We start from the raw sequence: 24,156 nt of genomic DNA, 5'->3' as shown, positions 1-24,156 counted from the left end.
ACTACGCAGTCTTTCGCTTTTTGCTGCTTCATGCCTCTTGCTCCCTGGCGATCGCCGTTGTCCCGTGCCCTTCACCACAACCGATCGTTATCCCATGCCCGCTACCTTCAGCTTGCCACGGTTCGCCCTAACGGTCAGCCTGCCAACCGCACGATCGTCTTTCGAGGTTTTTTAGATTCGACTAACTCCCTCAAATTTGTCACCGATCGCCGGAGTGAAAAAGCTGATCAAATTCCTCTACAAAATTGGGGCGAAGTATGTTGGTACTTTCCTAAAACCCGTGAGCAATTTCGGTTACTGGGGCGACTGATTCTGGTGGAGCAGGATCACTCAGATCCAGCGTTGTGCCAGGTTAGAACAACTCAATGGCAGGACTTATCCGATTCCGCTCGATTGCAGTTTGCCTGGCCCGATCCCAAACAACCCAGAGCTGATGATGCTGCGTTCCAAGTTGCTCCGCCTGATTCTATCCATCCGCTCCCTAACTTCTGCCTGCTGCTCCTGGAGCCGATCGAAGTTGATCACCTGGAATTGCGCGGCCAGCCCCAAAATCGCACCCTTTACCAACAGGAATCAGGCGACGAGTGGAGGATTGCATCGATCAACCCTTAGGAATGCAAATTTAACAACCTGAAATTCTTGTGGGGTGGGCATCTTGCCCGCCCAGTCAAAGCAGCAGAATGTTGAACAGGTTACTTAATCCACAACCCTCAGGCTTCTAAAGCATGGGTACACATCCTGCTGCATCCATCTAAATCCCACTAAATCCCGGCTCCATCCAAAAACTGCTCAATCACCTTATTTTCGATCCGGCAAATGGAGGTCGAGGCGACTTTTAACTCAGGTAAATGAGTAGGCACAGATTGCTCTACCAAACCGATCGCCACCGGAGTGGTCTTTTGCAACTTCTGAACCTGTTCTTCCAGGGACTCAATGCGATCGAGCAATGCCCGAATCACCTGAGCTTCGGAATCTGGCAAATGACCATGATCCAGCGGATCAACCCGCACGCCAGAGCGATAGACTACCCGTCCCGGAACGCCCACCACCGTACAATCAGACGGCACATCCCGGAGTACCACCGAGCCAGCCCCAATCCGAACATTGTCCCCAATTTGCAGATTGCCCAGCACTTTGGCACCCGCTCCCACTACCACATTGCTGCCCAGGGTAGGGTGACGTTTGCCGCTTTCCTTCCCGGTTCCCCCCAGGGTGACTCCCTGATAGATGAGGGCATAATCTCCAACGATCGCCGTTTCGCCGATCACAACGCCCATGCCGTGATCGATAAACACCCCCTGCCCAATCCGTGCGCCAGGATGAATTTCAATGCCAGTTAAAAATCGGGCGATGTGGGAAATCAGCCGGGGGATGAATGGAAGTTTCATCCAGTACAGTGCATGAGCGACCCGGTGCAGCATCAGAGCCTGGAGTCCTGGATAACAGAACAATACCTCAAGCCAGTTTCGGGCAGCTGGGTCACGATCGAAAATGATTTGGAAGTCAGCCCGTAGGGATTTAAAGAGTGTTGTCAGCACAGTCCATTACCACGCCTAGCAAAACATCTGAATGCGGATGCGAAACGGCTTGCCCCAGGTAAAACTACCTGGCTCAGTTAGCCAGTTACCAACCTATCTTAACGTTCAGTGGGGGTTGCTAAATGAGAGGGGCATTAAATCTAACAAATCCAGCCTGACAAATCCAGTCTGACAAATCCAGTCTGACAAATTCAGCCTGATGAGAGAGTCGTTACTTGCTCAGTCAGCATTTTTCGGAATCAGCATTTTTCGGAATCAGCATCTTTCAGGAACAGCATTATTCTCGAACAGCCTCATCTCGATCGCCCACCTCTAATTCCACTCCTAGAGAACTGGAGTGCAGCGAGTTAGATTCTGGTGCATTAGACTCCAACACATTAGACTCCAACACATTAGACTCCAACACATTAGACTCCAACAATTGATGAATTCCCTGAAGTTCTGTCAAAATCGCACGGAGCAGTTCGTGGGTCAGCGTTTCGGTCGGCTGTTTCACCTCAATCGTGACCGGCTGAACCCCCAGCACATCCTTGGCAAACCGCGCCACTTCGTTAGGATGGAATAACAGCGGCTCATCTTTGTGCTTGCGATATTCAGGGTTTAGCTTCTGGGGATCGTGCCTCAGGTTCAGCACCTTCGGATCAGTGTTGGCGTACCGATAGACCGATGCCCGCGATCGGTTCAATACCTTCTGCACCGCTTCGATCGGCATTAACCCATTTGCGTTCGTCGTAACCTCAAGCATTATGACTTTGCCCTAATCTAAGTATCACTACTAGACTCATCTATATCAATCCTATACAATCTCCCCTATTCCGCCCACCCCGTACGGGCGCACCGCCGCGCACCCACCCCCAACCGTGCGCCCACTGAAGTCTTATCCCCCTATTGAACAAACCCTTAAAATCGCATCTCCAGCGAAAAGCCGCGAATCATCCCCACATCCTCTCCTGCCTTATCCACCACCTCCAAAACCCATTGACCCTTCGGGCTTTTGTCGTGCAGCGTCCTTAAACTGGGTGTATTCACCTCATCAAAAAGATTTCTCACGCGACTCAAGTTACCGCCCCCCCGATTGTGGAGCGTCACCAACACCACCCCAGTTTCCATCGGTGGTTTCAGCATGACAATCAGATCGCCCACATAGGTGTGTTCAATATCGACTTCCACCTTGATCGACTTCAAGGCATTGGTCACGGGAACCATCATCGACAAACTGGCGGTAGCTAAATCGCGGATGGGCACATCCTGGACAGCCCGGTAAGTCCTGATGGGGGAGGGCGCAGGCGGAATGGCTAACTCAACCGCTCTTAAGGCATTCACCCGACCATACCCATAGAACGGACTCCGACCCTCAGCATCGTATTGTCCTCCCTCTAGGTCGATCGGATCACAGCTTTGACGCAGGATTTCCCGCACTTCATCCCAGCGGAGTTCCAGGTTGCGCGCCAGGATCAGAGCTGCTACCCCTGCCACGCCTGGACAGGAGCTGGAGGTGCCACCAAAGGAGTTTGTATAGTTACCTGCTGCATCGCCTTCTGAAAGATTGCCTGGATTGTATCCCGCAACTCCCATGCGATCGGTCGTCCAGATTCCCGGTGTCAGGGAACGCACCGCATCATTACTGGGGAATGCACACCAGATAGCATTACCAAAGTCACTGTAGACACTGCGTCGGCTCTGATCATTGGACGCTGCGATCGCCAGTACCCGCTCATAGCTGGCATAACCATCATTATCGACACTTTCATTACCATTACCTGCGGCCCAGCAGATCACACAGCCGCGACCACTCCGCCCCTGCTCCACGGCATAGTCGATCGCCAAACGAGTACTATCCGGCAAAGGAAAGACTTGATCATGCAACGGATCATTGGGATTCCACCAGGCTCCATCCGGTGGCCCCCAGCTACAGGAAATCACATCGGCTCCGTTGATCGTGGCCCAGTAAAAGGCATCGGCCTCCGCCTGGGAACCCAGTCCCGATACTAATCGAATTGGCATTAATCGCGCTGCTGGTGCGACTCCCGAAGCCCCAAAATTTCCGTTGGCGCAAGCAACTCCCGCACAGGCTGTTCCATGATTTTCTGCACCTCTAGGACGGGGATCATTGGTTCCACGGGTCGCATCACGGGGAGCAACGACTTTATTGGACGATCGAAACTCTTCGTGATCCACGTCAGTCCCTGTGTCAATCACCGCGATCGTTGTCCCGGCTCCCCGGCTCAGGTTCCAACTGGCTTCCACATTGGCGTGGGCATCAATGAAGGTATTGTTAATCGTAGTTGGGGCGAGGTGCCACTGCTGCGGAAAAGCCCGACGGGAACGGCTCTCCTGCACTAATTCGGGGTGACACAGTTCAACGGCCTCTTCCTGAAGTAAGTTTGCGGCAATCTCAAAAATTTGTAAGCCCGTTCCCTCTGGGGCTGCCACAAAATAGGCGTTGGCGGCATAGGCGATCGACCGCTTCAGGCTCAAGCCATACTGTTGTAGAAGGGATTGCTGCACCTCAGAGGGCGTGCGATCGGTGAACTTAACAAAAAAGTTTTCGGTATACACCACAGGGGTTCCAGCCTGAGGATTGATCAAAGCCCGTCCGGCAAACCGAATTTCAGGTTCAGCACTAAGCTGCATCCGAGCCTCATCCCGCAAAAATGGATCACTCTGGGGGACGATCGCTCGAATCACCTGCACTCCCGCTTCCCGAAATTGGTGCTCGACTCGGAAATCATCCAAAACGGCATGGGCCTCAGCGGACACCGGAGCGACTTCAAACGGTCGTTCCCGATTGACCAAAGGTTTGCGGCTGTGGGTTCGCACCACCACCAGTTCATTACTGAGGTGAAATTCATAGAGTCGTCCATTCTTGCCACCGTAGCGCACACTGACCATCGGTTGTCTCTCCTGATAGGGTTTGCTTACTGTGATATCTCCAATAGGTCTGCGAAGAAGCTCAAAACATCTGTAATATTTCCTTGCGCCAGAGTGAGTATTTCATAACCCTTTCTGAAATTCAATGCCCTGACAAAGTTCAGGAATTTCGGTCTAACCCAATGCAGGGTGTTTATCATAAAGGTATAAACGCAAGTGTTGATTGTGAAGCTAAGTCTTGCATGGGTGGGACTTTTGCTCATTGGACTTTTGCTCATTGGACTATTACTCCTCACCGGGTACATCCCCATGTCCCCCACCGAACTAACCCCCAACTATCCCCACCGGGTTCGCTTCAGCACAGAACGACCTGATGTGTTCTACGAGCGATCGAACGCCTACGCCCTACACTATAGCCAACCTGATTCTGCGCCCCGCGAAGCCGATCACATCCTGGAAGATGGAACGATCGCCATTTTTCCTAGAGAAACGGTTCTTTGCCATCACTCTCCTGATACCGCGATCAGTCCGGTTTATACCCTGGCACCCGGTCAGGTGCTTGCAGTTCCTACTGGAAGGCTATTTGTGCGATTCACTCAAGACACGATCGCCACTGATCATGCCCCAGCCCTGCAAGCAGCCGGATACGCGATCGAATCCAGCTCAACCTATGCTCCTCATACTGCCTGGGTTCAAGCGCGATCGGGTGATATTGCCGAGGCATTATCCAATATCCCCCAGTTAGAGGCCATTGCTGCGATCGAAAATGTAGAGCCGCAGATGATTGTGGAGAGGCAGTTGAAAAGTCGGGAGTCGGGAGTCGGGAGTGAAACCTGAATGCCTGTGAAGTGGGTATTTTATCTGCCCAGAAATGGGAATTAAACAAACTGAAATTCTTGTGGGGTAGGCATCTTATCCGCCCAGGCAAAAAACTGTGAAGTGAGTCGAATAAAAAAGGCATGGTACATCTCCCATGCCCGATCGAAGTATTTAGTAGGGGTACACTGCTGTGCGCCCCTACACCGGCAGGCAAGACTTCGGCTTGAGCTCAGTCGAACGCTGCCTGCGCCCCAGACAATCACTCAGCCCTATTTGTTCGGCTGAGGAGTCATCCGCAGGTAAGGCTTCACTTCAGTCACGCCTTTGGGGAATTTCTGTTTGGCTTCCTCCGTGGGAATGGTGGGAGCGACGACCACATCTTCACCATCTTTCCAGTTCACCGGAGTAGCAACGCTGTAGTTGTCGGTCAATTGCAGTGAATCGATCACCCGCAGAATTTCCTCAAAGTTGCGGCCCGTGCTGGGGGGATAGGTGATGGTTAAACGCAGTTTCCGGTTGGGATCGATCACGAACACAGTCCGAACCGTTACCTTAGCATTGGCATTGGGGTGAATCATGCCGTACAAGTCAGACACTGACTTATCAGAGTCGGCCAGGATGGGATAGTTAACGTTAGTGCCCTGGGTTTCGTTAATGTCGCCAATCCAACCCTTGTGGGAATCTGCATCGTCCACGCTGAGCGCAATCACCTTAGCATTGCGCTTTTCAAATTCAGGCTTCAATTTAGCCACTTCGCCCAGCTCGGTTGTGCAAACGGGGGTGTAATCTGCTGGGTGGGAAAAGAAAACGACCCAACTATCCCCCGCCCAGTCATAAAAATTAATCTCGCCTTCACTCGATTGCTGAGTAAAGTTAGGAACGGTGTCACCAAGTTGCAGTACCATATCTGAGCTTCCTGTCTGTTAATTCAAGAACAAATTTCAGGCCATACCTGAAATATAATCTCATAAAACTCCGGTAATCCTGTAGGAGTTTAGATCTTTTTACGATTTCTATTCTACAGATTAGAGCTCAAACCTGAGAGCTATAGAAAGACTATGTGAGAAATCCCTGAGTTTTGTGGTTTTCTGCGCTTGGGGGTATGCGGCAAAATAACGTACCCGGTAGGGGGCGCACAGCAGTGCGCCCTTACAGCAGGTTTCTTCAAAGATTGGGATGCCGTTTTATTGCAGATCCCTTATCCCTGATTGCTAACCACCGATCGCCGTCCCAGCGCAATACAGACCGAGCCAACCACCACTGCGATCGCCCCCATTACTCCCAGAGCCGTCATCGGGTCTGGCTCAAGCAAATTGGGCAACAGGGCAGAAACCGCGAATACTGATGTTAGGGTGATCACGGGAGTCAATGCCAGAACTGCACTCACCCGCGATGCTTCCCAATGATCCAGAGACTCAGCAAATGCACCATAGGCAAGCAACGTATTAAATCCGCTAAACAGCAGCATTCCCCACTGAAGCGGCGTTAAGGTGAGCAACGCCTGCGGTGAAGCCATAGGGGTAAACAATAGCGCACTGCCTCCATAAATCAGCCACATGATGACTGGAGAGGACAGTTGATCCAGCAGTTGCTTCTGCGCCAGGGCATAAACCGCCCAAATTGCCGCTGCCAGCACAATCCAAAAACTTCCAAGCAAATATTGCCCCGAGGCTACCGCCAATAGTTGCAGTTGATCTCGAAAGAACAGAGTCATTCCAAATACCAGGATGCCCAAACCTGCCCACTGCCGCAGCGCATATCGTTCTTTGAAAATGAACAGCCCTCCCAGCCCCAACAACACTGGGGCAAGCTGAATGATCACCTGCGCGTTACTGGGAGACGTAGCATATAACCCTTTGAGGTAAAGCAAGTAATTGGCCGCCAGGGAACCCGTAGCAATAAACAACAGGCTCAACCGTGACGTTTGTAACTTGCCCAGACTCGGTAATTGCTTTTGCCGTCCCAACCAGAGCGTCAGCAACCCAAAAGACATGAGAAAGCGAAACCAGGTCACTGTATAAACGTCGGCAGCTTGTAGTGCAACTTTAAGGGCGATCGGCAAAACTCCCCAGAGGACAGCAGTTGAAAGGGCTAATGACAATCCCAAACGCCACTGCCCTGAACTTTGATGCAATCCCATTGAAACCCCTGGCTGCGAATGAAGTGCGCTATGACGAAGCGATCGATCCGTTCACTGTAGTGGGAAGCGCGAATTCAAAACTTCCTGCAAGTAGTTCACCAGAACGGGGGAAGACAGAAGACAGTTTACTGGTTGAGCAATCCTCCCTCCTACGGGTTCAGGATCGTGGATTAAATCACCTGTTCACTGTTCTGCTTCGCTGACTGGGCGGGCAAGATGCCTACCCCACAAGAGTTCCAGATTATAAAGCACGCGATGCAAACCTGCCTTCCTCTTCACTTCTCCCTCTTCACTTCTCCCTCTTCACTTCCCCCTCTTCACTCCTCACTCCTCGCTCCTCACTCCTCACTTCTCTTTCTACCGCCCCGGACTCAGCACCACCGCACGATAGGCTTCAGGAGAAAGATACTGTTGGGCTGCCCGCTGGAGATCCGCTGTGTTCAGGGTCTGAATTTGAGCCGGGTAGTTAAAGGCAGGGGCAAGATCCCCCAAAACCGCCTGATAGTATCCGTAAAGATTGGCGCGATCGCTGGGCGTTTCATTGCCGAAAATGTACCGATTGGCGACCAGGGTGCGGACTCGATCGATTTCTGATTCTGCGATCGGTTCAGTGTGTAATGCCTGAATGTGTTGAAGGATGGCTGCCTCCACCACCTCTAAATTTTCAGCCGGAAGTTGGGCTGAGAGATAGAACAAGCCCTGCTGGGCATAGGTCATGTTGCTGACGGAGATGCCAGAAACCAAGCCCCGTTCCTCACGCAAATCACGAACTAACCGAGCCGTGCGGCCTCGTCCCAAAATGGAAGCCAGCACATCCAGAGCGTAAGTTTGGGATAGGTCAGCCATGCCAGGAACCCGCCAGATCATCACCAATCGGGCTTGCTGAAGGGTATCGTCGCTGTACTCGTGGCGTTGAATATCCGTAAAGTAAGGTTCTGGGGTGGAGTCTGGCAAAAGGGGTTTGTAGGTGTCTGTGACTTTCAACTCATGGGGCTGGGCCAGAGCCACACCATTGGATACCACTTCAATCAGTTCTTCGACGGGTAGATTACCGACGACTGCTGCGGTAATCGACTGAGGACGATACCAGGTGGCGTGGAAGTCCCGCATTTGCTGGGCACTCAGGTTTTCAATCACCGAGGCTGGGCCTAATACTCGTCGTCGATAGGGTAGACGCTCGAAGGCCACCTCCATCGATCGATAGTAGGTACGTCGTCGGGGGTTGTCTTCAGATCGACGAATTTCTTCCAGTACAACCAGCCGTTCCCGCTCAAAGGCATCATCTGGGATTGCTGCATTCAACACCACTTCCATTTGGAGCGGAGCCAATTCAGCAAAGTCTTGAGGAGCCGTTGTGATGTAGTAGTTTGTATAATCCTGGCTCGTGGCAGCGTTGGTAATGGCTCCCCTTTCTTCAATTCGGCGTTCAAACTCACCACTTTCCAGACGATGGGTTCCTTTGAAAATCATGTGCTCTAAAAAGTGAGCCATGCCGTTAATTTCATCAGACTCGATCGCAGAACCAATTCCCAGCCAGAGGCTCAGGTTGACTGCCTCGACGGGTAACTGCTCTGCAATGATGGTGAGTCCGTTAGAAAGCCTGTGGAGGGTGGGTGCGTTGAGGGTGCTCGGTTGCGTAATGTAGGTTGAGGGCATGAAGCAGAATTTTTTCGACTGTCCGCTAATTTCTTCATCTATCTTAATCGTCGCTACCCCCGATCGCGTAGCATTTCGCAAAAGAATCTCTTTAATTCATTCAACTTAATCCATCCAACCTAATCCATCCAACCAATATCGATTTTGTCCGTATCCTCCACTTTCTGCGATATCTTGTCTGAGGACATGGGAGGCAATTGACCGGGTCGGGTCGGGTGATCCAGAATTTGCCGCAGGGCAACCTGATTCTGTTTCGGTGGGAATCTTCTTTCTGGAGGCGAGGCAGGCTTGATGGCAGCACTGGCAGACTCTAGTTCAGGTTCAGCCGCGCGATTCAAGGCAGGGGTGGGCCGGGGAGGAGCAGGTTGGGCATTCACCTGGGACAGTTGCAGGATCATTTTTTTAGCATCTGCCAGTTCGGCTCTGAGCTGACTTACCTGTTTGCTATCCGTCTGGAGCTGATCGATCGTCTCTTGCTTCTGATCCAATTCAGCTTGTAAATCCTGAATGGTTTGCTTGAGCTTAGACTCCGTTTTCCGAGCAGTGTCCTGGGCAGCTTGTAGATCAGACTGGAGAGTGGCGATCGTGGTTTCCAGATCCTGAACTTTGCTCTGGGCTGCCAAAAGTTGGGAATCTTCAGCCTCAACTGGTTTTGCTTCCACGTCCACCGTTTCTGATGCAGAGGGTGCATTTGCCTTCGGTTGGGTTTGAGAAGCGGATTTGGGCGCGCTGGCCTTCGATGGAGTAGCCTTAGACGCAGTGGCTTTCGATGCATCGCTTGATGGATCATTCGATGGTTTAGAAGATGCATCAGAGGGTGATTGGGCAGCGGAGTCAGGCGAAGATTGCGCTGGGGTAGCCTGCTCTGATTCGGTCTCTTTCGGCTTGTTTGCCTCTTCCCGCACTAAATCAGATAATTTTTTCCTAGCCATTAGAGCCTCCATTGAACTGCGAATCACTTTATCCTGAAGGAGCACCTGCGTCAGCATCCTGAAGACACAACTTGCGTCAGCCCTTCCCTTCCCTTTCCATTGTTCCCCAATCTTGCCGTACTTCGTCGGCCACTTTACGATAGTCCGTCCGCGCTTCCCGACCATTTTTGCCGCGCCATTGAAAAATGGAAACCCCCTCCAGGGCTGCCCGCTCGTGGGCTTTGTAGGCTCGAATGAAGGTCTTGCAAGCTGGAATGCCCAACTCAGTGAGCGTTGCCTGAGCATCCAACGCTTCACCCACACTGCGGGGATCAACTCGCGTCAGCAGCACTCGATGGGCAATCTGGGCTGGCGCAACCTTTTGTTTTACCGTTTCAATCAGCACGGACAAATCCATTGGGGCAGGGGGGGTTGGCAAGATCAGGTAATCTGCAACGGCCACAACGGTGGCCAGGGTTTGGGATTCTGAAGCGGGTGGGGTATCGACGATCGCCCATTGATATCCCTGAACTCGCTGTAACTCCTTGAGCAAAGCCGGGTTCGTTTCCTTAGCCAGATCAAACTCCATCCCCTGAGCGTTGCGTTCTGCCCACCAGGATGCCGACCCCTGGGGATCCGCATCGACCAATAAAACCCGATCGTGCTCAGCAAACGCCGCCGCGAGGTTGATGGCTGTTGTGGTCTTTCCCACGCCTCCCTTACCGTTGAGGACAACTAGAAGGTTTGGGGATGTGGGAGGTGATGCCACTAGAACTCTCCTCAATGAGGGCTAGAGATTAGGAATCCAAGCAAGCTGGGTTCTGGAACATCCAATAAGATTATCAGCTTGGCGGAATTCAGCAAGAATCTTGTCACGAGCATTTACGTTCGGTTGAGCTTATGCCGCAATACAGCCTGAGGCATTTTCACCCCACGGGCATCCTGGCTGCGTACCTGCAAACCGATCGCACTGTTTCCGGTTAGGAACTCTCAAGCTTATGATAAGGACTCACTGTTTAGTTTTCTAAATTTAAGTAACGAAAGCCAGAAGGTAGGGGCACAACATGAGCAGAACACAGCGTGGTGTGACGGTTTGGTTCACGGGTTTGAGCGGTGCAGGCAAAACGACGATTCGGATGGCGATCGAACAGGCCTTACGGGCTGAGGGGTTAAAGGTAGAAGTGCTGGACGGCGATATTGTTCGGCAAAATCTGACGAAGGGATTGGGATTCAGCAAGGCCGATCGAGATGAAAATATCCGGCGAATTGGCTTTGTGGCTCATTTACTGACTCGCAACGGCGTGATTGTTTTAGTGTCCGCCATCTCTCCCTATCGCAGTGTTCGAGATGAAGTGCGGCAGAAAATTGGCAGTTTTGTGGAGGTGTACGTTAACGCACCGCTAAATGTCTGTGAGGAGCGGGATGTCAAGGGACTGTACAAAAAGGCCCGTGCTGGGGAAATCAAGCAGTTCACGGGGATTGATGACCCCTACGAGCCTCCCCTCACACCTGAAGTAGAATGCTGTACGGATCAGGAATCCCTAGAGGAAAGCACTGCAAAGGTTCTGAACCTGTTGAGGGACTTGGGTTATTTACCCAGCAATTCAGTGGTTCATCCTGGAAATGGTGTCCGCTAACTGCCGTAGCGCAGGCATCTTGGCTGCGAGCCAAATATTTTGGAGGGCAGATAACCGTAGCGCAGGTATCCTGCCTGCGAGCCGAACAGTCTGGGGGCAGTTTGCCTTAATTGGGATGCTCCCATTGCAGGGATGGGGTGAACTGTCTCCCAGATTTCTCGGAACTTCATCAAAACTTTTTATTGACTCACTTGTACGGATTTAGACCAAACGGGGAAGAATAGGAAGTTAGTCATCCAGTCGATCGCCTTTGATGGATTCCTTCAGCAACTCAATTGCAATTTTGCCCGTCTTGATCGGCAGTCTTAAACCCAACAGATCTATTTTTTCTTGAGCAGCAAAAAACCTATGAAATCTTGTTCGATCCTCCGTGAAATTAACGTACTATTATGCAAGGTTCGTTAATTGGGGGTCGCCTCCGCATCGTTCACCTGCATCGTTCCACGTGATTAATTGAAAGTTTTTTCAGATCTTTCAGTGTGAGGAGTCTAACAACATGACATCTGAAACCTGCTCTGCCGAAAGTGCTTATTCCTCTCGTTCCTTTCGGCTCATGCGGTGGATGCTCACGGCAATGCATTCCAATCGGCGAATCTGGTGGATTGCACCGCTACTATGGTTTGCTGCAACCCTTCCCGCAGCCGCTCAACTCCCGTTACGAGTAGCGATCGAGCAGAATGTGAATCAGGTTAAAATCGGCAGCTCGACGGATGCAGCGTTGGTCGATGCGACGGGGCAAGCCATTCAGTCCATTCCAGCCATGAATGCGGTGATGGCGGAAACCAAAGATGGGCAGATTGGCGTGAATCAACTGCGATCCAGTCAGTTCTGTCTTCAGCCTGGAGCAGATGGACTGGTTTTTATCAATGACACCTGGTATCGCGGGTTTACCTGCGTGGTGCAGTCCAGTGGTGGACTGACGGCTGTGAATTATGTTGACCTGGAAGCCTACCTCTACAGCGTGGTGGGGGCGGAAATGCCCGCAAGCTGGCACCTTGAAGCCCTAAAAGCCCAGGCGGTAGCAGCTCGAACCTATGTTCTGTATCAACGGCAAAATAGCGCGAACGCCATTTTTGATGTGGGCAACACCACCCGATGGCAGGTTTATGGGGGGGTGGATAAGGAAGCCGCCAGTACTCGCGCTGCGGTCGAAGCCACCAGAGGGCAAGTCCTCACCCACGGGAACCAGTTGATCAATGCGGTGTTCCATGCCTGTGCAGGGGGACATACGGAAAATGTAGAAGATGTTTGGTCGAACCCCTTGCCCTACCTGCGCGGCGTTCCTAGCCCAGATGCAGATATTCAAGACTGTCAATGGACGCGATCGTTTAATGCCCAGGAATTTGCCCAGCAGATAGGTTACTCCGGCGCAATTGCAGAAATTACCCCAACGATCGATTCCCGGGGGCGAGTCGTGTCGTTGCAAATCCAGGGTAGTACTGGCGGCATGACCATTAGCGGCAAAGATGCCCGGAGTGCGTTGGGCATTCGCAGTACCCTGTTTACCCTGGAGCCAGTCCTGAGTCGGGTAGCTGCTGCGGGTGGCAATATCCCTACGGTTCCCAATAGTTTTAATTTAGTGGGACGGGGGTATGGCCATGGGATTGGCCTGAGCCAGTGGGGAGCCAGGGTGTTCGCGGAACGGGGCTACAACTATCAGCAAATTTTGTCCCACTATTACCAGGGGGTTGCACTGTCGGTGATTGAGGTGGTGGATTAGATTTGCGTCAGCGGCAATCAACTGATTTATGGGGGTTGCCGTGCCCCGATCGCCGCGATCGCCACTCCCAGGAGAATCACTGCGGCCCCGACCCCCACCTGCCATCCAGGAATTTCTTGAAAAACCAGAATTCCCAGAACACTGGCTCCGATCGGTTCTGCCAGGATCGTCAAAGTCACAAGAGTGGGGGACATCCACCGCACAGCCCAATTGAAGCTGGTATGACCAATCAGTTGGGGAAATACCGCCATCAGCAGGATCCACCCGTATACCTGGGTAGGATAGCCGACATAGCTAGTCCCAAATAGCAAAGGCAGGGGCAGCAACACGATCGCCGCCACTCCATAGGTCAGGGCCACATGGCTACTGATACTGAGTCCGCGTCGTTGGGCTTCTCGTCCCAACAAAAAATAGAGACTAATAGACCAGGAACCCAGAAGCGCCAGGAAATTTCCCAAGGGTGGATTGCTGCCCATGGAGCTACCGTCCAGTCCACCCGATGCAACAAACACTCCTCCCAGCAGGGTGAGCAGAATCCCACCGATCGTCAACCGAGTCGGCTGTTCCCGAAACCAGAGCCAGGAGATCAGGGCGACCCAGATCGGATTAGTGGTGACAAGGGTGGCGGAGGCCGCGATCGAGGTATAGGCCAGCGAAGTAATCCAGGATGCGAAGTGAACTGCCAGGAAAAAACCGGCGATCGATGAGAATAGTAGGGCGTTGGCTTGGAACGGCGTAGAGCGAAAGTTGCGCCAGACGGGAAGCAGAAACAGGGCTGCCAGGGTGAGGCGAGAGGCAGCTAAAACCAGACTGAACCCCACATCCGGTGTATCTACTGCGGCAAACGCCATGCGAATAAAGATCGCAGCCGTCGATACAGACAGAATTCCAGCTGTCAGGATTAGCCAAACCTGCCAGTTTGAGGGTCGCACTGAAGGGGACATCGTGGGTTAACGCCCCAACCGCCGCCGAATTCGCCGCCCATAATGCTGTTGACGCGCCCGCCGAATCAGCCGATGTCCCAAAACATAGGCCACCGTTGCAGAAATGCTACCCATCACCAGGGAGCCAAAAAACAGCGTTGCCAGAATATCTCCACCCAATTCCTTAACGCCATCTAAGCTAGATAACATTGCTATATCAAATGGTTCGTCTGTCCTTCCCAGCAGCCAACGGCCCACCTGATAGTTAAATGCGAAGATGGGAACATAGGTGAACGGATTGCTGATCCAGGTTGCTGCTGCTGCCACTACTTTATTCCCTCGCAGCAAAATTGCCAGGGCGATCGCAATCAGCGTTTGTAGCCCAAACCAGGGGAACCAACCCGCAAACACGCCAATTGCCAGCCCTCTCGCAATCACCTCTGGACTGCCTCGCACCCGCAGCAGTCGGTAATACAGGTAGCGGAAGGTTCGGTGCCACGATCGTCTGGCAGGAAACTTTTGCGGATGGATTTTCAAGGGTCGAGAGCGGATGGAGCGGATATGGGGAGAACGAGAGGAAGTTAAAAATTGGAATTGACGCATAAAATTTTAGCTGAACGGCAATTCGCTGAATGGATGTGAGACTGCACAGAGGACACTGCACAGAAGACACTACACAGAAGACAATGGGAGGGGCTGCTTATTTTATTGTAGGCAGATGATGACTCTATTCTGGTAGGGAATTGAAGCGTTAGGGAAGAACCAAGGGGAGGATTTAGAGGCTTGATCTGTCAAATTAACGACGATTTGTAGCTAAATTTCTAACTGAATCTGACTGAATTTGACTGAAACAGTGTGGCTCTCCTGGAATCTGCTACCGTGCACACAGATCTTGACTGAGAGGCTCAAACCCTGATACATCCCCCTGAATCCCCCTTAAAAAGGGGGACTTCTAATCCGGTTCCCTCCTTTTTAAGGAGGGTTAGGGAGGATCAAACCCAGTCGTGGCTAGAGCAGATGACTTGTGTGTACACCGTAGCCTGGAATCTGGGGGATAAGGAAGTGTAATGTCCCCGTAGGACGGGCAGCGTTCGACTGAGATCATGCCGAAGTCCTCGCCGAAGTCCTGAGCTAACGCCGAAGTCTTGCCTACCAGTAAACTAGCCATCACACCAATGCAAAAGTGGGATACCCCCTTGCAGCCTGACTCCCGATCTCCAACCCCCGACCTCCATGCTCCAAACCGACACGATCGCCGCCATTGCTACTGCCATTGTTCCTCAGCAGGGGAGCGTTGGAATTGTGCGGGTGTCTGGCACCGAATCGGTAGCGATCGCCCGTCAGCTATTTCGGGTTCCGGGGCGGCAGACCTGGGAGAGTCATCGAATTTTGTATGGTTATGTGCAACATCCGCAAACGCAAACAGTGGTGGATGAAGCCTTGCTGCTGTTGATGCTGGCTCCCCGTTCCTACACCCGCGAGGATGTGGTGGAGTTTCACTGTCATGGCGGAATTATGGCAGTTCAGCAGGTGCTGCAACTCTGTTTGGAGCAGGGGGCCCGACTGGCCCAACCGGGGGAGTTTACCCTGAGAGCCTTTTTGAATGGACGCTTGGATCTGACCCAGGCAGAAAGTATTGCCGATCTGGTTGGTTCCCAATCTCCCCAGGCAGCAGAATCTGCATTGGCAGGCTTGCAGGGAAAACTCGCCCAGCCGATTCGGCAGTTGCGATCGACCTGTTTAGAAATTTTGGCGGAAGTGGAAGCCCGGATTGACTTTGAGGATGATTTACCGCCTCTGGATGAAGGCTGGGTCAAGGTGCAGCTGGCAGCGGTGTTGACCACGGTAGAACAGATTTTGGCGACGGCCGATCGGGGTGAATTACTGCGATCGGGATTGAAGGTAGCGATTGTGGGTCGCCCCAACGTGGGGAAGTCGAGTTTGCTGAATAGCTGGAGCCGCAGCGATCGAGCCATTGTGACAGATTTGCCTGGAACCACGCGGGATGTGGTGGAATCACAGTTGGTGGTCGGTGGAATTCCAGTGCAAGTGCTGGATACGGCCGGAATACGGGAAGCGGCGGATCAGGTGGAAAAAATTGGGGTAGAGCGATCGCGGTTGGCGGCTCAAACGGCCGATCTGGTGCTGTTGACCATTGATGCTTCAGCGGGTTGGACGGATGCCGATCAAGCAATCTATCAGCAGGTCAACCATCGCCCTCTGATCCTGGTGATTAATAAGGTGGATCTGGTGCAGTCAGGAGGGATGCCTGATTTTCCAGCCGCGATCGCATCAGTTGTGCAAACTGTTGCAGCTCAGAATCGGGGGATTGACGAGTTAGAGCAGGCGATTTTGGCGATCGTCCAACGGGGCACAGTGCAAGCAGCCAATTTGGATTTTGCCATCAACCAGCGTCAGGCGGCCGCCCTGACCACTGCCAAAGCGGCCCTTCAGCAAGTCCAGCAAACGATCGCAGACCAACTGCCCCTGGATTTTTGGACAATTGACCTGCGGCTGGCAATTCAGGCACTGGGCGAAATCACCGGGGAAGAAATCACTGAGTCGGTGCTGGATCAAATTTTCAGTCGTTTCTGTATTGGCAAATAGAGGCTATTCCCAGGGAGCAAAACCGTACTGCACCAGATTCATCTGACGCACAGATTCCCGATACTCCTGAGTTCTGCCCTGTTGCAGGTAAAGACTGCCTGCTCGCTGCAAATCATCCATGGCGCTGGTAGTTTCGCCCAACTCCGCATGAATCGTACCGCGATAGAAATAGGCATCGGCATAATCCGGGACAACCTGGATCACCTGGGTGAAGTCTTCCACTGCACTGCGGCGATCGCCCAAACTGGCCCGAGATTGACCCCGACCCATCCAGGCGGCAATATTCCCCGGATTGAGCGCAATTGCTTCACTGTAGTCTTGCTCGGCCCGGTTCATATCTCCCAGAGCCAATCGGGCTGCGGCCCGTCCCTGATACGCTGCATCATAGTCGGGGTTTAGGGCAATCGCACTGTTATAGTCTGTAATCGCCTGGGTCAGGTTGCCACGCCTGCGGTGGAGATGGCCCCGCACCTTGTAGGCTTCTGCGTAGTTCGGGTTGAGTTCCAGAGCTTGATTCAAATCTTCGATCGCACCTGTGACATCCTGGTAAGAAAAGCGGATAATGCCCCGACCCACCAGTGCTTCCGGGTAGTTGGGTTGCAGGCGAATTGCCTGACTGAAATCAGACATGGCGGCTCGGCCATTCCCCAGGGAAGATTGGACAAAACCCCGTTGATAGACGGCAAGGGCCGATTCAGGTAGATATCGCACTGCCTGATTACAGTCCGATAGGGCAGATTGACGATTGCCTAACCTGTAATGCGCCGTGCATCGGTTCAGGTAAGCCTCTCCGTTGCGGGAATCCAGGGCAATGGCTCGATCGAAATCAGCAACGGCTTCCGGCATTTGTCCGGCTCTGGCCAGAATCACACCCCGTTGCACATAAGCTGGGGCATAGGCAGGACTTAGCAGAATCGCTTGATCAAAATCCGCTAGAGCCGCAGTCCGATCGCCCAACTGCACCTGGGCCACCCCCGCTGAAAATGGGCTTCTGCATAATCCGGATTAATCTCGATCGCTCGATCAAAGCTGGAAATAGCATTCTCAAAATCACCTAACTTGCTGTAGGCAATCCCCTGATGAAAGTAAGCTTCTGCATAAACTGGGTTGAGTTGAATGGCTTGTTCAAAGCTAGCGATCGCTTCCCGGTATTCGCCCCGGTTGGACTGTTCTAAGCCCATGCGATAAAACTGCTCTGCACTGACTTGGGCAATTAATCCTGGGGGCTGAGATGCGGCTGGCAGAGTAACCCCTGTCAACATCATTCCCATGCCAACACTGGCAACGATTTGGCAGATGCGATTCATGGTTGCGCCCTCAATAACAGGTGACATGACAGCAATTAATGTGAGGATGCCCCGTTCAAGCCCAATTCGTAAACCAAACTAATTCTTTTGAGCGATGTTTTTGTAACAATTGTTTGCGATCATGAGAAAAAGAACGCAGAAGGAGGTCAAGGCATGAAGACTGTACTGAAGCGTGGTGTGTTGAGTCTCTTTGTGTTTGGGCTGGCATTAACGGGAGCTGTTCCGGCATCGGCTCAAGCCATTCGACTGGGTGATGGTTTTGAAGTTGATTTAACCACTCCAAGGCGAAGAGAAGTTCAGCCCAGAATCTCATCGGATGGCGATCGGGTCAATGTCGAGATCTATGAGCGTCCTGAACCCCAAACCGAAATTCGGATCAATGAAAACCAGGTAGAAATTCAACGACGGGAACAGCCACCGCGCCAGCGGTTGGATCTATCGATTCCAGTTGAATAAACCGCTAATTGCTGTATGGTATGGATTGCCAGATAGCACTGATTGCAAATTGAAAAGCATCTAACGGCAGGGGTGGTGTTCGATCGCCCCTGTTAGTTTTTAGCTACTCCAAAATTGCCATAATTTGTTCTGCCAGTTTCAACGGTTCAAACGGTTTGGTAATCAGTCCTGATACTTTGCCTGATATCTTATCTGAAGCTTCCAGTTGGTTCAAGGAATGGGACTTGGCGGTTAGCAAAATAACTGGGATTTTAGCCGTAGCTGGGTTCGATCGGAGTTGTTGAAGTAGGGTAATACCGTCCATTTCCGGCATCGATACATCCAGCAAAATTGCGTCTGGTTGATGTGCCTTGGCTTGCTCGAGGGCTTCAGTTCCAGAACTGGCTGTATAAACTTGCCAACCGTATAGGATCTCCAGGCAAGCCTGGACTACTTCTTGAATTCGTTCTTCATCATCGACCACTAATACTCGCTTCATATAGCTGGTTGATTCGGAAATTATTCTATTTCGTTTATTTTATGATCTTATTCTCGTTTGTTCCTATTCTCATTTGTATAGTCAGCTATATCGTCAGTTCCGTTGATTCTTCATTGCTGGGAATCGGTAAGGTGAAATAGAAACAGCTACCCTGCCCCAGGGTACTGGTCACCCAAATTTTTCCGCCATGTTGATGCACAATGCTCTGGCAAATGGCCAACCCCAGCCCTGTGCCACCTTGCTTGCGAGAATCTGAAGCATCCACCTGCTGAAATCGCCCGAACACGCTTTCTAGATGATCAGGGGGAATGCCACGGCCCTGATCCTGAACGCAAAACTGCACATGGGGCAGAGATGGAATTACAGAGGCATCTGGAATCAAAGAGGCTTCGCTGGGATTGATCACTTCTGCATAGACCCAAACGGTACTGTGGGGAGGGGAAAATTTGATGGCATTGCTCAACAGGTTCGTCAGGGTTTGAATCACATGATCTGGAGAAGCCCAGACTTGAGCGGAGGTCGGAACCATCGTGAGCGTAATGTTTTCTTTACTGGCGATCGATCGCATCGCTTCAATGGAGCGAGTCATCAGTTTCTCTGCACTACAGGATTCCATTGTCAGCGTCACCCGCCCCGACTCCAACCGTTCAAGATCCAAAATATCGTTGACTAACCGCACTAATCGTTCAATGTCGATCGCAGCAATTTCAATCATGCGTTGGGCCCGATCCGGATGATTTTTTAACGCGCCAGAAGCCAGTAGACCCAATGAACCACGAATTGATGTCAGCGGTGTGCGAAGTTCGTGGCTAACGATGGAGATAAACTCATCTTTGACTTGCTCCACTTCTCGACGGGTCGTGATGTCTTGAATTTGCGAAACGAAATAAAGCGGTCTTTCCTGGCTGTCTCGCAGTAGGGACGTACTCAGCAAGATCCAGATCAGGTGACCCTGTCGATGAAAATACCGTTTTTCAACATCGTAGGAACGGATTTCACCTTGCAAAAGTTGTTCCAGTAATGGACGATCGCTTTCCAGGTCATCGGGATGGGTAATCGTTTGGGGGGACGTGGTCAACAAATCTGCTTCAGAATAGCCCACAATTTCGCAGAGGGCAGGGTTCACCTTCAGCCATCGTCCTTCCAATCCAATCAGAGCCATTCCAATCGAGGCATGATCAAAGGCACTACGAAATCGTTCTTCACTTTGCCGTAGGGCTTCTTCGACCTGTTTGCGGGGGGTAATGTCATTATTGATTTCCAGAATGGCGATCGGCTCCCCTGTCGTATCTCGCTGTAAAACCCAACGGCTGAAAACAGTTAAAATTTTGCCCTCATGGGTGGTATGAATCAGTTCACCTTCCCAGTATCCTTTCTGTTGTAGTATCTGGTGCAATTCAGGTAAAGGGCAGGGAAATTGCGTATGTAAAAGCTCAGGGGCCACACAGCCTAAAGCAGTTGATTTTGACCATCCATACATCACCTCTGCGCCATGATTCCAGAAGGTAATTCGCAAATCCAGATCCAGTGACATGATGGTGTCATGCGCTAAATCCAGCAGGTGAGCCTGATCCTGGAGTATCTTTTGAGTCCGCTGTCGTTCTTCCAGCTCTCGCTGTAGGCGATCGGTTAATTCAGTGAGTTCCGTAGTTCGTTCAGCAACGCGCAGTTCCAGATCTTGTTTGGCAGAACGCAAATCTTCTTCACTACAGCGAAGTGCTGCTTCCGTTTCCTTCCGCTGAGTAATATCTGTCAAAATTCCATCCATCCGGTTCGGCTGTCCCTTGTCGTCGTACACTAAATGTCCCCGATCGTGTATCCAGCGGATTGCTCCATCCATCCGACAGATGCGATATTCCAGGTTAAAATGCCCAGTAGTCATCCCGTTGCTAAAGGCAGTTTCGACCTGAGAGCGATCGTCTGGATGAACAACTTCCAACCACAGTTGTGGGTTTGCTTCAAACTCGGCAGGCGATCGACCGTAGATAGATTCTGTGGCAGAACTCACAAAAAAGGTGCAGCTAAAATCCAGGGCGATCGACCAGACCACATCCTCCAGGGATTGAAAAATGCTGTTGAGCAGTTCCTGCTTGATCTGAAGTTCCTGTTCAACTCGCCTGCGATCGCCAACATCGATCATGCAACCAATCATCCGCAAGGGAACTCCCTGAGAATTTTGGATGACAAATCCGCGATCGATCACGAGGGCGTAGGAACCATCTGCCCGACGAAAGCGATATTCTTCCGACCAGAACTGTTCCCCCGTATAAATGGCCTGAAAAATCCGAGTGTGTACCTGATGACGTTCATCTGCATGAATGCGCTCCAGCCACCAGTCTGGATCAGGACGGACTTCCTCCGGCGCATAGCCAAATAACGTCTGAATGGCTTCATTCCACTCCACCTGATGGGTCACTAAATTCCAATCCCAAATGGCATCATTGGTGGCTCTGGCTAATAATCTGTAGCATGTTTCTCGTTCCTGGAGCGCCGCTTCTGCTGCTTTCCGCTCATCGATCCCAACCACCATTCCTGTCATCCATACAGGAACTCCGGCATCGTCGTAGCCAAACTGCCCCCGTCCCTCAATCCAGTGCAAACTCCCATCGGGCCAAACCACCCGGAATTCGTGGTGATAAGTACTGCAATTCTGCAAAGCCCACTGCACTGCCTGGTTCAACGGCAGGCGATCGTCTGGATGCAAAAGGGCTTCAAAGGTAGAATATTGTCCATCAAAGCAGCCCGGAGCCAGCCCAAACAATTTTTCGTGCCCGGAAGACCAGCGGACTTCGCCCGTCAACAGATTCCAGTTCCACACGCCCACTCCGGCCGCTTCCAGGGCTACACGCAGAAATTCTTCGCTTTGTTGACCTGGATCGGTTTGGTAATAAGAAGGTTCAGGGTTCGGGGGTTCAGGGCTGGGATTCATGGTGATTGTTCAGTAGGGGCAGTCATTTGGGCTTGGGTTTGGGCTTGGGCTTGGGCTTGGGAGAGCCGTTTGACCAATTGCTGATGCAGTTGCGATCGTTCAATGCGATTCATCACCCGCACCACTAATTCTGGTTCAACGATCGGCTTTTGCACATAGTCATCCGCTCCAACGGTAAACACCTGTCGTCGGGTTTCAGAGTCTGTGTGGGCAGAAAGAATCAAAATCGGTAGTTCAGCCCACTGCGGATCGTTGCGAACCACCTGGCAAAGTTGGATGCCGTTGATTTTGGGCATTTCAATATCCAGAATCAGCAGGTCTGGACGAGTAATGGCCAGCACATCCCAGAACTGTTCTGGCTCGGTCAGCGAAGTAATGGACAGTCCCCAGGGGGTTAGTAAATTGCGAATCGTTTCCAGAATCACCGGATCGTCATCGACAATCATGACTCTGCCATCGTTAATCTGCGCCTGTTCCATGACTCGCGTTACGGCATCAAAAATTTGATCCAGGGCAGCCGGTTTTTGCAAAAACGCTCTTCCGCCCAATCGTGCTGCTTCAATGCGATCGTTCAAACTGCCGCGTCCCGTGAAAATCAGGATGGGTAAGTTAGGCATTTGATGGGTCAACTGATCGAGCAGCGACAGTCCATCTTCAGCACTATCCGGGAAGGTCAGATCTAGCAAAATTACATCCGGTCGGTGTTGACTCAGGAGCGTACGAGCCGCTTCAGGGTGGGGGGCAACCTGCACATACCAGTTCCAACGAGCCGCTTCCAGTTCAATCCGCTCCGTTAGCTGAGTATCATCATCAATGAGCAAAACGTGTAGTTTCGCATTGGTAGGCAGGGTATAGGGCGAAGGGATTGCCTCCACCGATTCAGAATAGGGGGCGATCGTCGGTTGTCGCTTTAACTCCTGGAAAAGGGTTTGCACCAGTTCCAGAAAATGAGCACTAGTCGCTTGCAAAGTTGCTTCAGATTGGAGAATCGCCTCAATCTCCTGCGCTAACTGCGATCCGGTTTCATGACCAAACGTTCCCAAAGAACCTGCCAGCTTATGGGCATCCTGTTTGGCTCGATGCAGCAGTTCGGGAGTCAGTTGATTGGACTGAACTGCCACTCCCACCTCTTCCAACCGCTTAACCTGAGTCAAAAATCCATCTTTGAATTTGAGCCAGATGGCCTGAATGCTGGTAATGGCTTGTTGAGTCCGATCGTCCGAGGGAGGTGGCAGTGAGGCAGAGGTCGCGGGAGGCATTCCTACCCTGGAGGGGTTACTGCGCTGGGAAGAGGGTGCTGCCGACAAACGATAGCCCAGACCATAGACCGTTTCAATCAAAGTTGCCGGTGCTCCAACTGCCTTTAGCCGTTGACGCAGACTTTTAACATGGGCTGTGACGGTTTCTTCACTGGGAAATTCATCAACTGACCAGAGGCGATCGAGCACGACAGCGCGGCTGAAGACCCGGCGCGGATTCATCACAAACAGTTCCAGGAGTTGATATTCCTTGGGGGTAAGGCGTAAAGTGTGATTTTGGTAAGTGAATTCCTTGGCACTTGGATCAAGATGCAGTTCTCCATAGGTGATGACGGGTGGCAGTACCTGACTTTGGCGGCGCAATAAAGCTCGTACACGAGCCAGCAGTTCTTCCAGGTCAAAGGGCTTCACTAAATAATCATCGGCTCCTGCATCCAGCCCCAGAACCCGCTCATGACTACTTTGATGCGCTGTGAGGAGGAGAATGGGCATTTGATGACCCTGAGCACGCAGTTGACGACAAACACTGATGCCATCTAAGTCAGGTAAACCCACATCCAGCACAATCAAATCGTACTCGTAGGCTTCAGCCAGCTCTAAACCCGTCTCACTTTTGCCCGCCGTGTTGACGAGGTAGCGTTGCTTCAAAAAGTGCTGAACGATGGTGGTGGCCATGGCCTCATCGTCCTCAATCAGTAAAATTCTCATGCCAGGCTGCGATCGGTGATTACCACTGCTACCCTACATCATAGGAATGAGAGTGGAATCAAGGACAAATTTACAAATTTTGTTAGGGTTGCAAGTCGGTATAAAAAAAGGGGAATAAATCACTATTCGGATTCACTCCCCCTTCATTCGTTATTTCATCTGTGTACTGTCTGGGTCACTTCACCATTAAAGACGAC

Annotated in this window: 22 protein-coding genes; 7 read left to right on the top strand and 15 right to left on the bottom strand. The window is 51.8% G+C overall.

Translation table 11 applies throughout. The features are described from left to right. The first annotated feature begins 30 nt into the window (after window positions 1–30). Window positions 31–612 carry an Npun_F5749 family FMN-dependent PPOX-type flavoprotein gene (locus ACM1PF_RS09870; protein WP_416676610.1) on the top strand — a complete coding sequence of 194 codons (582 nt, stop codon included), beginning with the start codon at window positions 31–33 and terminating at the stop codon, window positions 610–612. A 149-nt stretch (window positions 613–761) separates the two neighbouring features. Here ACM1PF_RS09870 and cysE read toward each other — a convergent pair whose 3' ends face one another. The 3 genes from cysE to ACM1PF_RS09855 all read right to left on the bottom strand — a co-directional run bounded on the left by cysE (window position 762) and on the right by ACM1PF_RS09855 (window position 4,430). After that, window positions 762–1,535: a serine O-acetyltransferase gene (cysE, locus tag ACM1PF_RS09865; RefSeq protein ID WP_416676609.1), complete on the bottom strand. Its 774-nt coding sequence runs from the start codon at window positions 1,533–1,535 to the stop codon at window positions 762–764. 280 nt (window positions 1,536–1,815) lie between these two features. Next, window positions 1,816–2,283 carry a resolvase gene (locus tag ACM1PF_RS09860; protein WP_416674304.1) on the bottom strand — a complete coding sequence of 156 codons (468 nt, stop codon included), beginning with the start codon at window positions 2,281–2,283 and terminating at the stop codon, window positions 1,816–1,818. Window positions 2,284–2,438: 155 nt separating this feature from the next. Next, on the bottom strand, window positions 2,439–4,430 hold the full coding sequence (locus tag ACM1PF_RS09855; protein WP_416674303.1) for a S8 family serine peptidase: 1,992 nt from the start codon (window positions 4,428–4,430) through the stop codon (window positions 2,439–2,441). 204 nt (window positions 4,431–4,634) lie between these two features. Here ACM1PF_RS09855 and ACM1PF_RS09850 point away from each other — a divergent pair, with 204 nt between their 5' ends. Further along, the gene (locus tag ACM1PF_RS09850; RefSeq protein ID WP_416674302.1) at window positions 4,635–5,246 is read left to right on the top strand and encodes a hypothetical protein; all 612 of its coding nucleotides are present in this window, start codon (window positions 4,635–4,637) and stop codon (window positions 5,244–5,246) included. A gap of 251 nt (window positions 5,247–5,497) precedes the next feature. Here the strand turns inward: ACM1PF_RS09850 and ACM1PF_RS09845 are convergent, their stop codons facing one another. Continuing rightward, window positions 5,498–6,133: a peroxiredoxin gene (locus ACM1PF_RS09845; protein ID WP_416674301.1), complete on the bottom strand. Its 636-nt coding sequence runs from the start codon at window positions 6,131–6,133 to the stop codon at window positions 5,498–5,500. A 293-nt stretch (window positions 6,134–6,426) separates the two neighbouring features. Continuing rightward, window positions 6,427–7,368, bottom strand: a complete 942-nt coding sequence (locus ACM1PF_RS09840; RefSeq protein WP_416674300.1) for a DMT family transporter — start codon at window positions 7,366–7,368, stop codon at window positions 6,427–6,429. On the opposite strand from ACM1PF_RS09840, the gene ACM1PF_RS09835 reads away from it, so the two are divergent. Next, window positions 7,323–7,571: a hypothetical protein gene (locus ACM1PF_RS09835; RefSeq protein ID WP_416676955.1), complete on the top strand. Its 249-nt coding sequence runs from the start codon at window positions 7,323–7,325 to the stop codon at window positions 7,569–7,571. The two genes, ACM1PF_RS09840 and ACM1PF_RS09835, sit on opposite strands and share 46 nt — an antisense overlap. A 154-nt stretch (window positions 7,572–7,725) precedes the next feature. Here ACM1PF_RS09835 and ACM1PF_RS09830 read toward each other — a convergent pair whose 3' ends face one another. The 3 genes from ACM1PF_RS09830 to ACM1PF_RS09820 all read right to left on the bottom strand — a co-directional run bounded on the left by ACM1PF_RS09830 (window position 7,726) and on the right by ACM1PF_RS09820 (window position 10,704). Next, window positions 7,726–9,024 (bottom strand): M16 family metallopeptidase, encoded by a 1,299-nt coding sequence (locus tag ACM1PF_RS09830; protein ID WP_416676608.1) that lies wholly within the window; start codon window positions 9,022–9,024, stop codon window positions 7,726–7,728. A gap of 119 nt (window positions 9,025–9,143) precedes the next feature. Next, a complete protein-coding gene (locus tag ACM1PF_RS09825) occupies window positions 9,144–9,956 on the bottom strand; it encodes a hypothetical protein (RefSeq protein ID WP_416674299.1) in 813 nt (270 codons plus the stop codon). Window positions 9,957–10,032: 76 nt separating this feature from the next. Continuing rightward, window positions 10,033–10,704: a ParA family protein gene (locus tag ACM1PF_RS09820; protein WP_416674298.1), complete on the bottom strand. Its 672-nt coding sequence runs from the start codon at window positions 10,702–10,704 to the stop codon at window positions 10,033–10,035. Between the two features lie 295 nt (window positions 10,705–10,999). Here ACM1PF_RS09820 and cysC point away from each other — a divergent pair, with 295 nt between their 5' ends. Together cysC and ACM1PF_RS09810 are read left to right on the top strand one after the other, a co-directional pair. Then, the gene (gene cysC, locus ACM1PF_RS09815) at window positions 11,000–11,572 is read left to right on the top strand and encodes an adenylyl-sulfate kinase (RefSeq protein ID WP_416674297.1); all 573 of its coding nucleotides are present in this window, start codon (window positions 11,000–11,002) and stop codon (window positions 11,570–11,572) included. Window positions 11,573–12,068: 496 nt separating this feature from the next. After that, window positions 12,069–13,292, top strand: coding sequence for a SpoIID/LytB domain-containing protein (locus ACM1PF_RS09810; RefSeq protein WP_416674296.1), 1,224 nt, complete (start codon window positions 12,069–12,071; stop codon window positions 13,290–13,292). Window positions 13,293–13,318: 26 nt separating this feature from the next. Here ACM1PF_RS09810 and ACM1PF_RS09805 read toward each other — a convergent pair whose 3' ends face one another. Together ACM1PF_RS09805 and ACM1PF_RS09800 are read right to left on the bottom strand one after the other, a co-directional pair. After that, entirely contained in the window at window positions 13,319–14,236 is a 918-nt protein-coding gene (locus ACM1PF_RS09805; RefSeq protein ID WP_416674295.1) for a DMT family transporter, read from the bottom strand. A 6-nt stretch (window positions 14,237–14,242) separates the two neighbouring features. Beyond that, a complete protein-coding gene (locus ACM1PF_RS09800) occupies window positions 14,243–14,818 on the bottom strand; it encodes a DUF2062 domain-containing protein (protein WP_416674294.1) in 576 nt (191 codons plus the stop codon). A 630-nt stretch (window positions 14,819–15,448) separates the two neighbouring features. Here ACM1PF_RS09800 and mnmE point away from each other — a divergent pair. Beyond that, complete coding sequence (gene mnmE / locus ACM1PF_RS09795) at window positions 15,449–16,822, top strand: tRNA uridine-5-carboxymethylaminomethyl(34) synthesis GTPase MnmE (RefSeq protein WP_416674293.1); 1,374 nt, start codon at window positions 15,449–15,451, stop codon at window positions 16,820–16,822. Window positions 16,823–16,825: 3 nt separating this feature from the next. Here mnmE and ACM1PF_RS09790 read toward each other — a convergent pair whose 3' ends face one another. Together ACM1PF_RS09790 and ACM1PF_RS09785 are read right to left on the bottom strand one after the other, a co-directional pair. Continuing rightward, window positions 16,826–17,794, bottom strand: coding sequence for a tetratricopeptide repeat protein (locus ACM1PF_RS09790; protein ID WP_416674292.1), 969 nt, complete (start codon window positions 17,792–17,794; stop codon window positions 16,826–16,828). Next, window positions 17,755–18,156 carry a tetratricopeptide repeat protein gene (locus ACM1PF_RS09785; RefSeq protein WP_416674291.1) on the bottom strand — a complete coding sequence of 134 codons (402 nt, stop codon included), beginning with the start codon at window positions 18,154–18,156 and terminating at the stop codon, window positions 17,755–17,757. Before ACM1PF_RS09785 ends, ACM1PF_RS09790 begins: the two co-directional genes overlap by 40 nt. A gap of 126 nt (window positions 18,157–18,282) precedes the next feature. Here ACM1PF_RS09785 and ACM1PF_RS09780 point away from each other — a divergent pair, with 126 nt between their 5' ends. Then, a complete protein-coding gene (locus tag ACM1PF_RS09780) occupies window positions 18,283–18,585 on the top strand; it encodes a hypothetical protein (protein ID WP_416674290.1) in 303 nt (100 codons plus the stop codon). 103 nt (window positions 18,586–18,688) lie between these two features. On the opposite strand, the gene ACM1PF_RS09775 is transcribed toward ACM1PF_RS09780, so the two are convergent. The 3 genes from ACM1PF_RS09775 to ACM1PF_RS09765 all read right to left on the bottom strand — a co-directional run bounded on the left by ACM1PF_RS09775 (window position 18,689) and on the right by ACM1PF_RS09765 (window position 23,959). Continuing rightward, window positions 18,689–19,063 (bottom strand): response regulator, encoded by a 375-nt coding sequence (locus ACM1PF_RS09775; protein WP_416674289.1) that lies wholly within the window; start codon window positions 19,061–19,063, stop codon window positions 18,689–18,691. Between the two features lie 85 nt (window positions 19,064–19,148). Then, entirely contained in the window at window positions 19,149–21,992 is a 2,844-nt protein-coding gene (locus ACM1PF_RS09770) for a PAS domain-containing protein (RefSeq protein ID WP_416674288.1), read from the bottom strand. Next, the gene (locus ACM1PF_RS09765; RefSeq protein ID WP_416674287.1) at window positions 21,989–23,959 is read right to left on the bottom strand and encodes a response regulator; all 1,971 of its coding nucleotides are present in this window, start codon (window positions 23,957–23,959) and stop codon (window positions 21,989–21,991) included. Before ACM1PF_RS09765 ends, ACM1PF_RS09770 begins: the two co-directional genes overlap by 4 nt. Window positions 23,960–24,156: the final 197 nt, after the last annotated feature.

The organism is Egbenema bharatensis FJBBOT/2019 (assembly GCF_048077055.1).
Lineage (GTDB): Bacteria > Cyanobacteriota > Cyanobacteriia > Elainellales > Elainellaceae > Egbenema > Egbenema bharatensis.
Note: the sequence above shows the minus strand (reverse complement) of the source record. Positions and strands in the feature narration are given on the sequence as shown.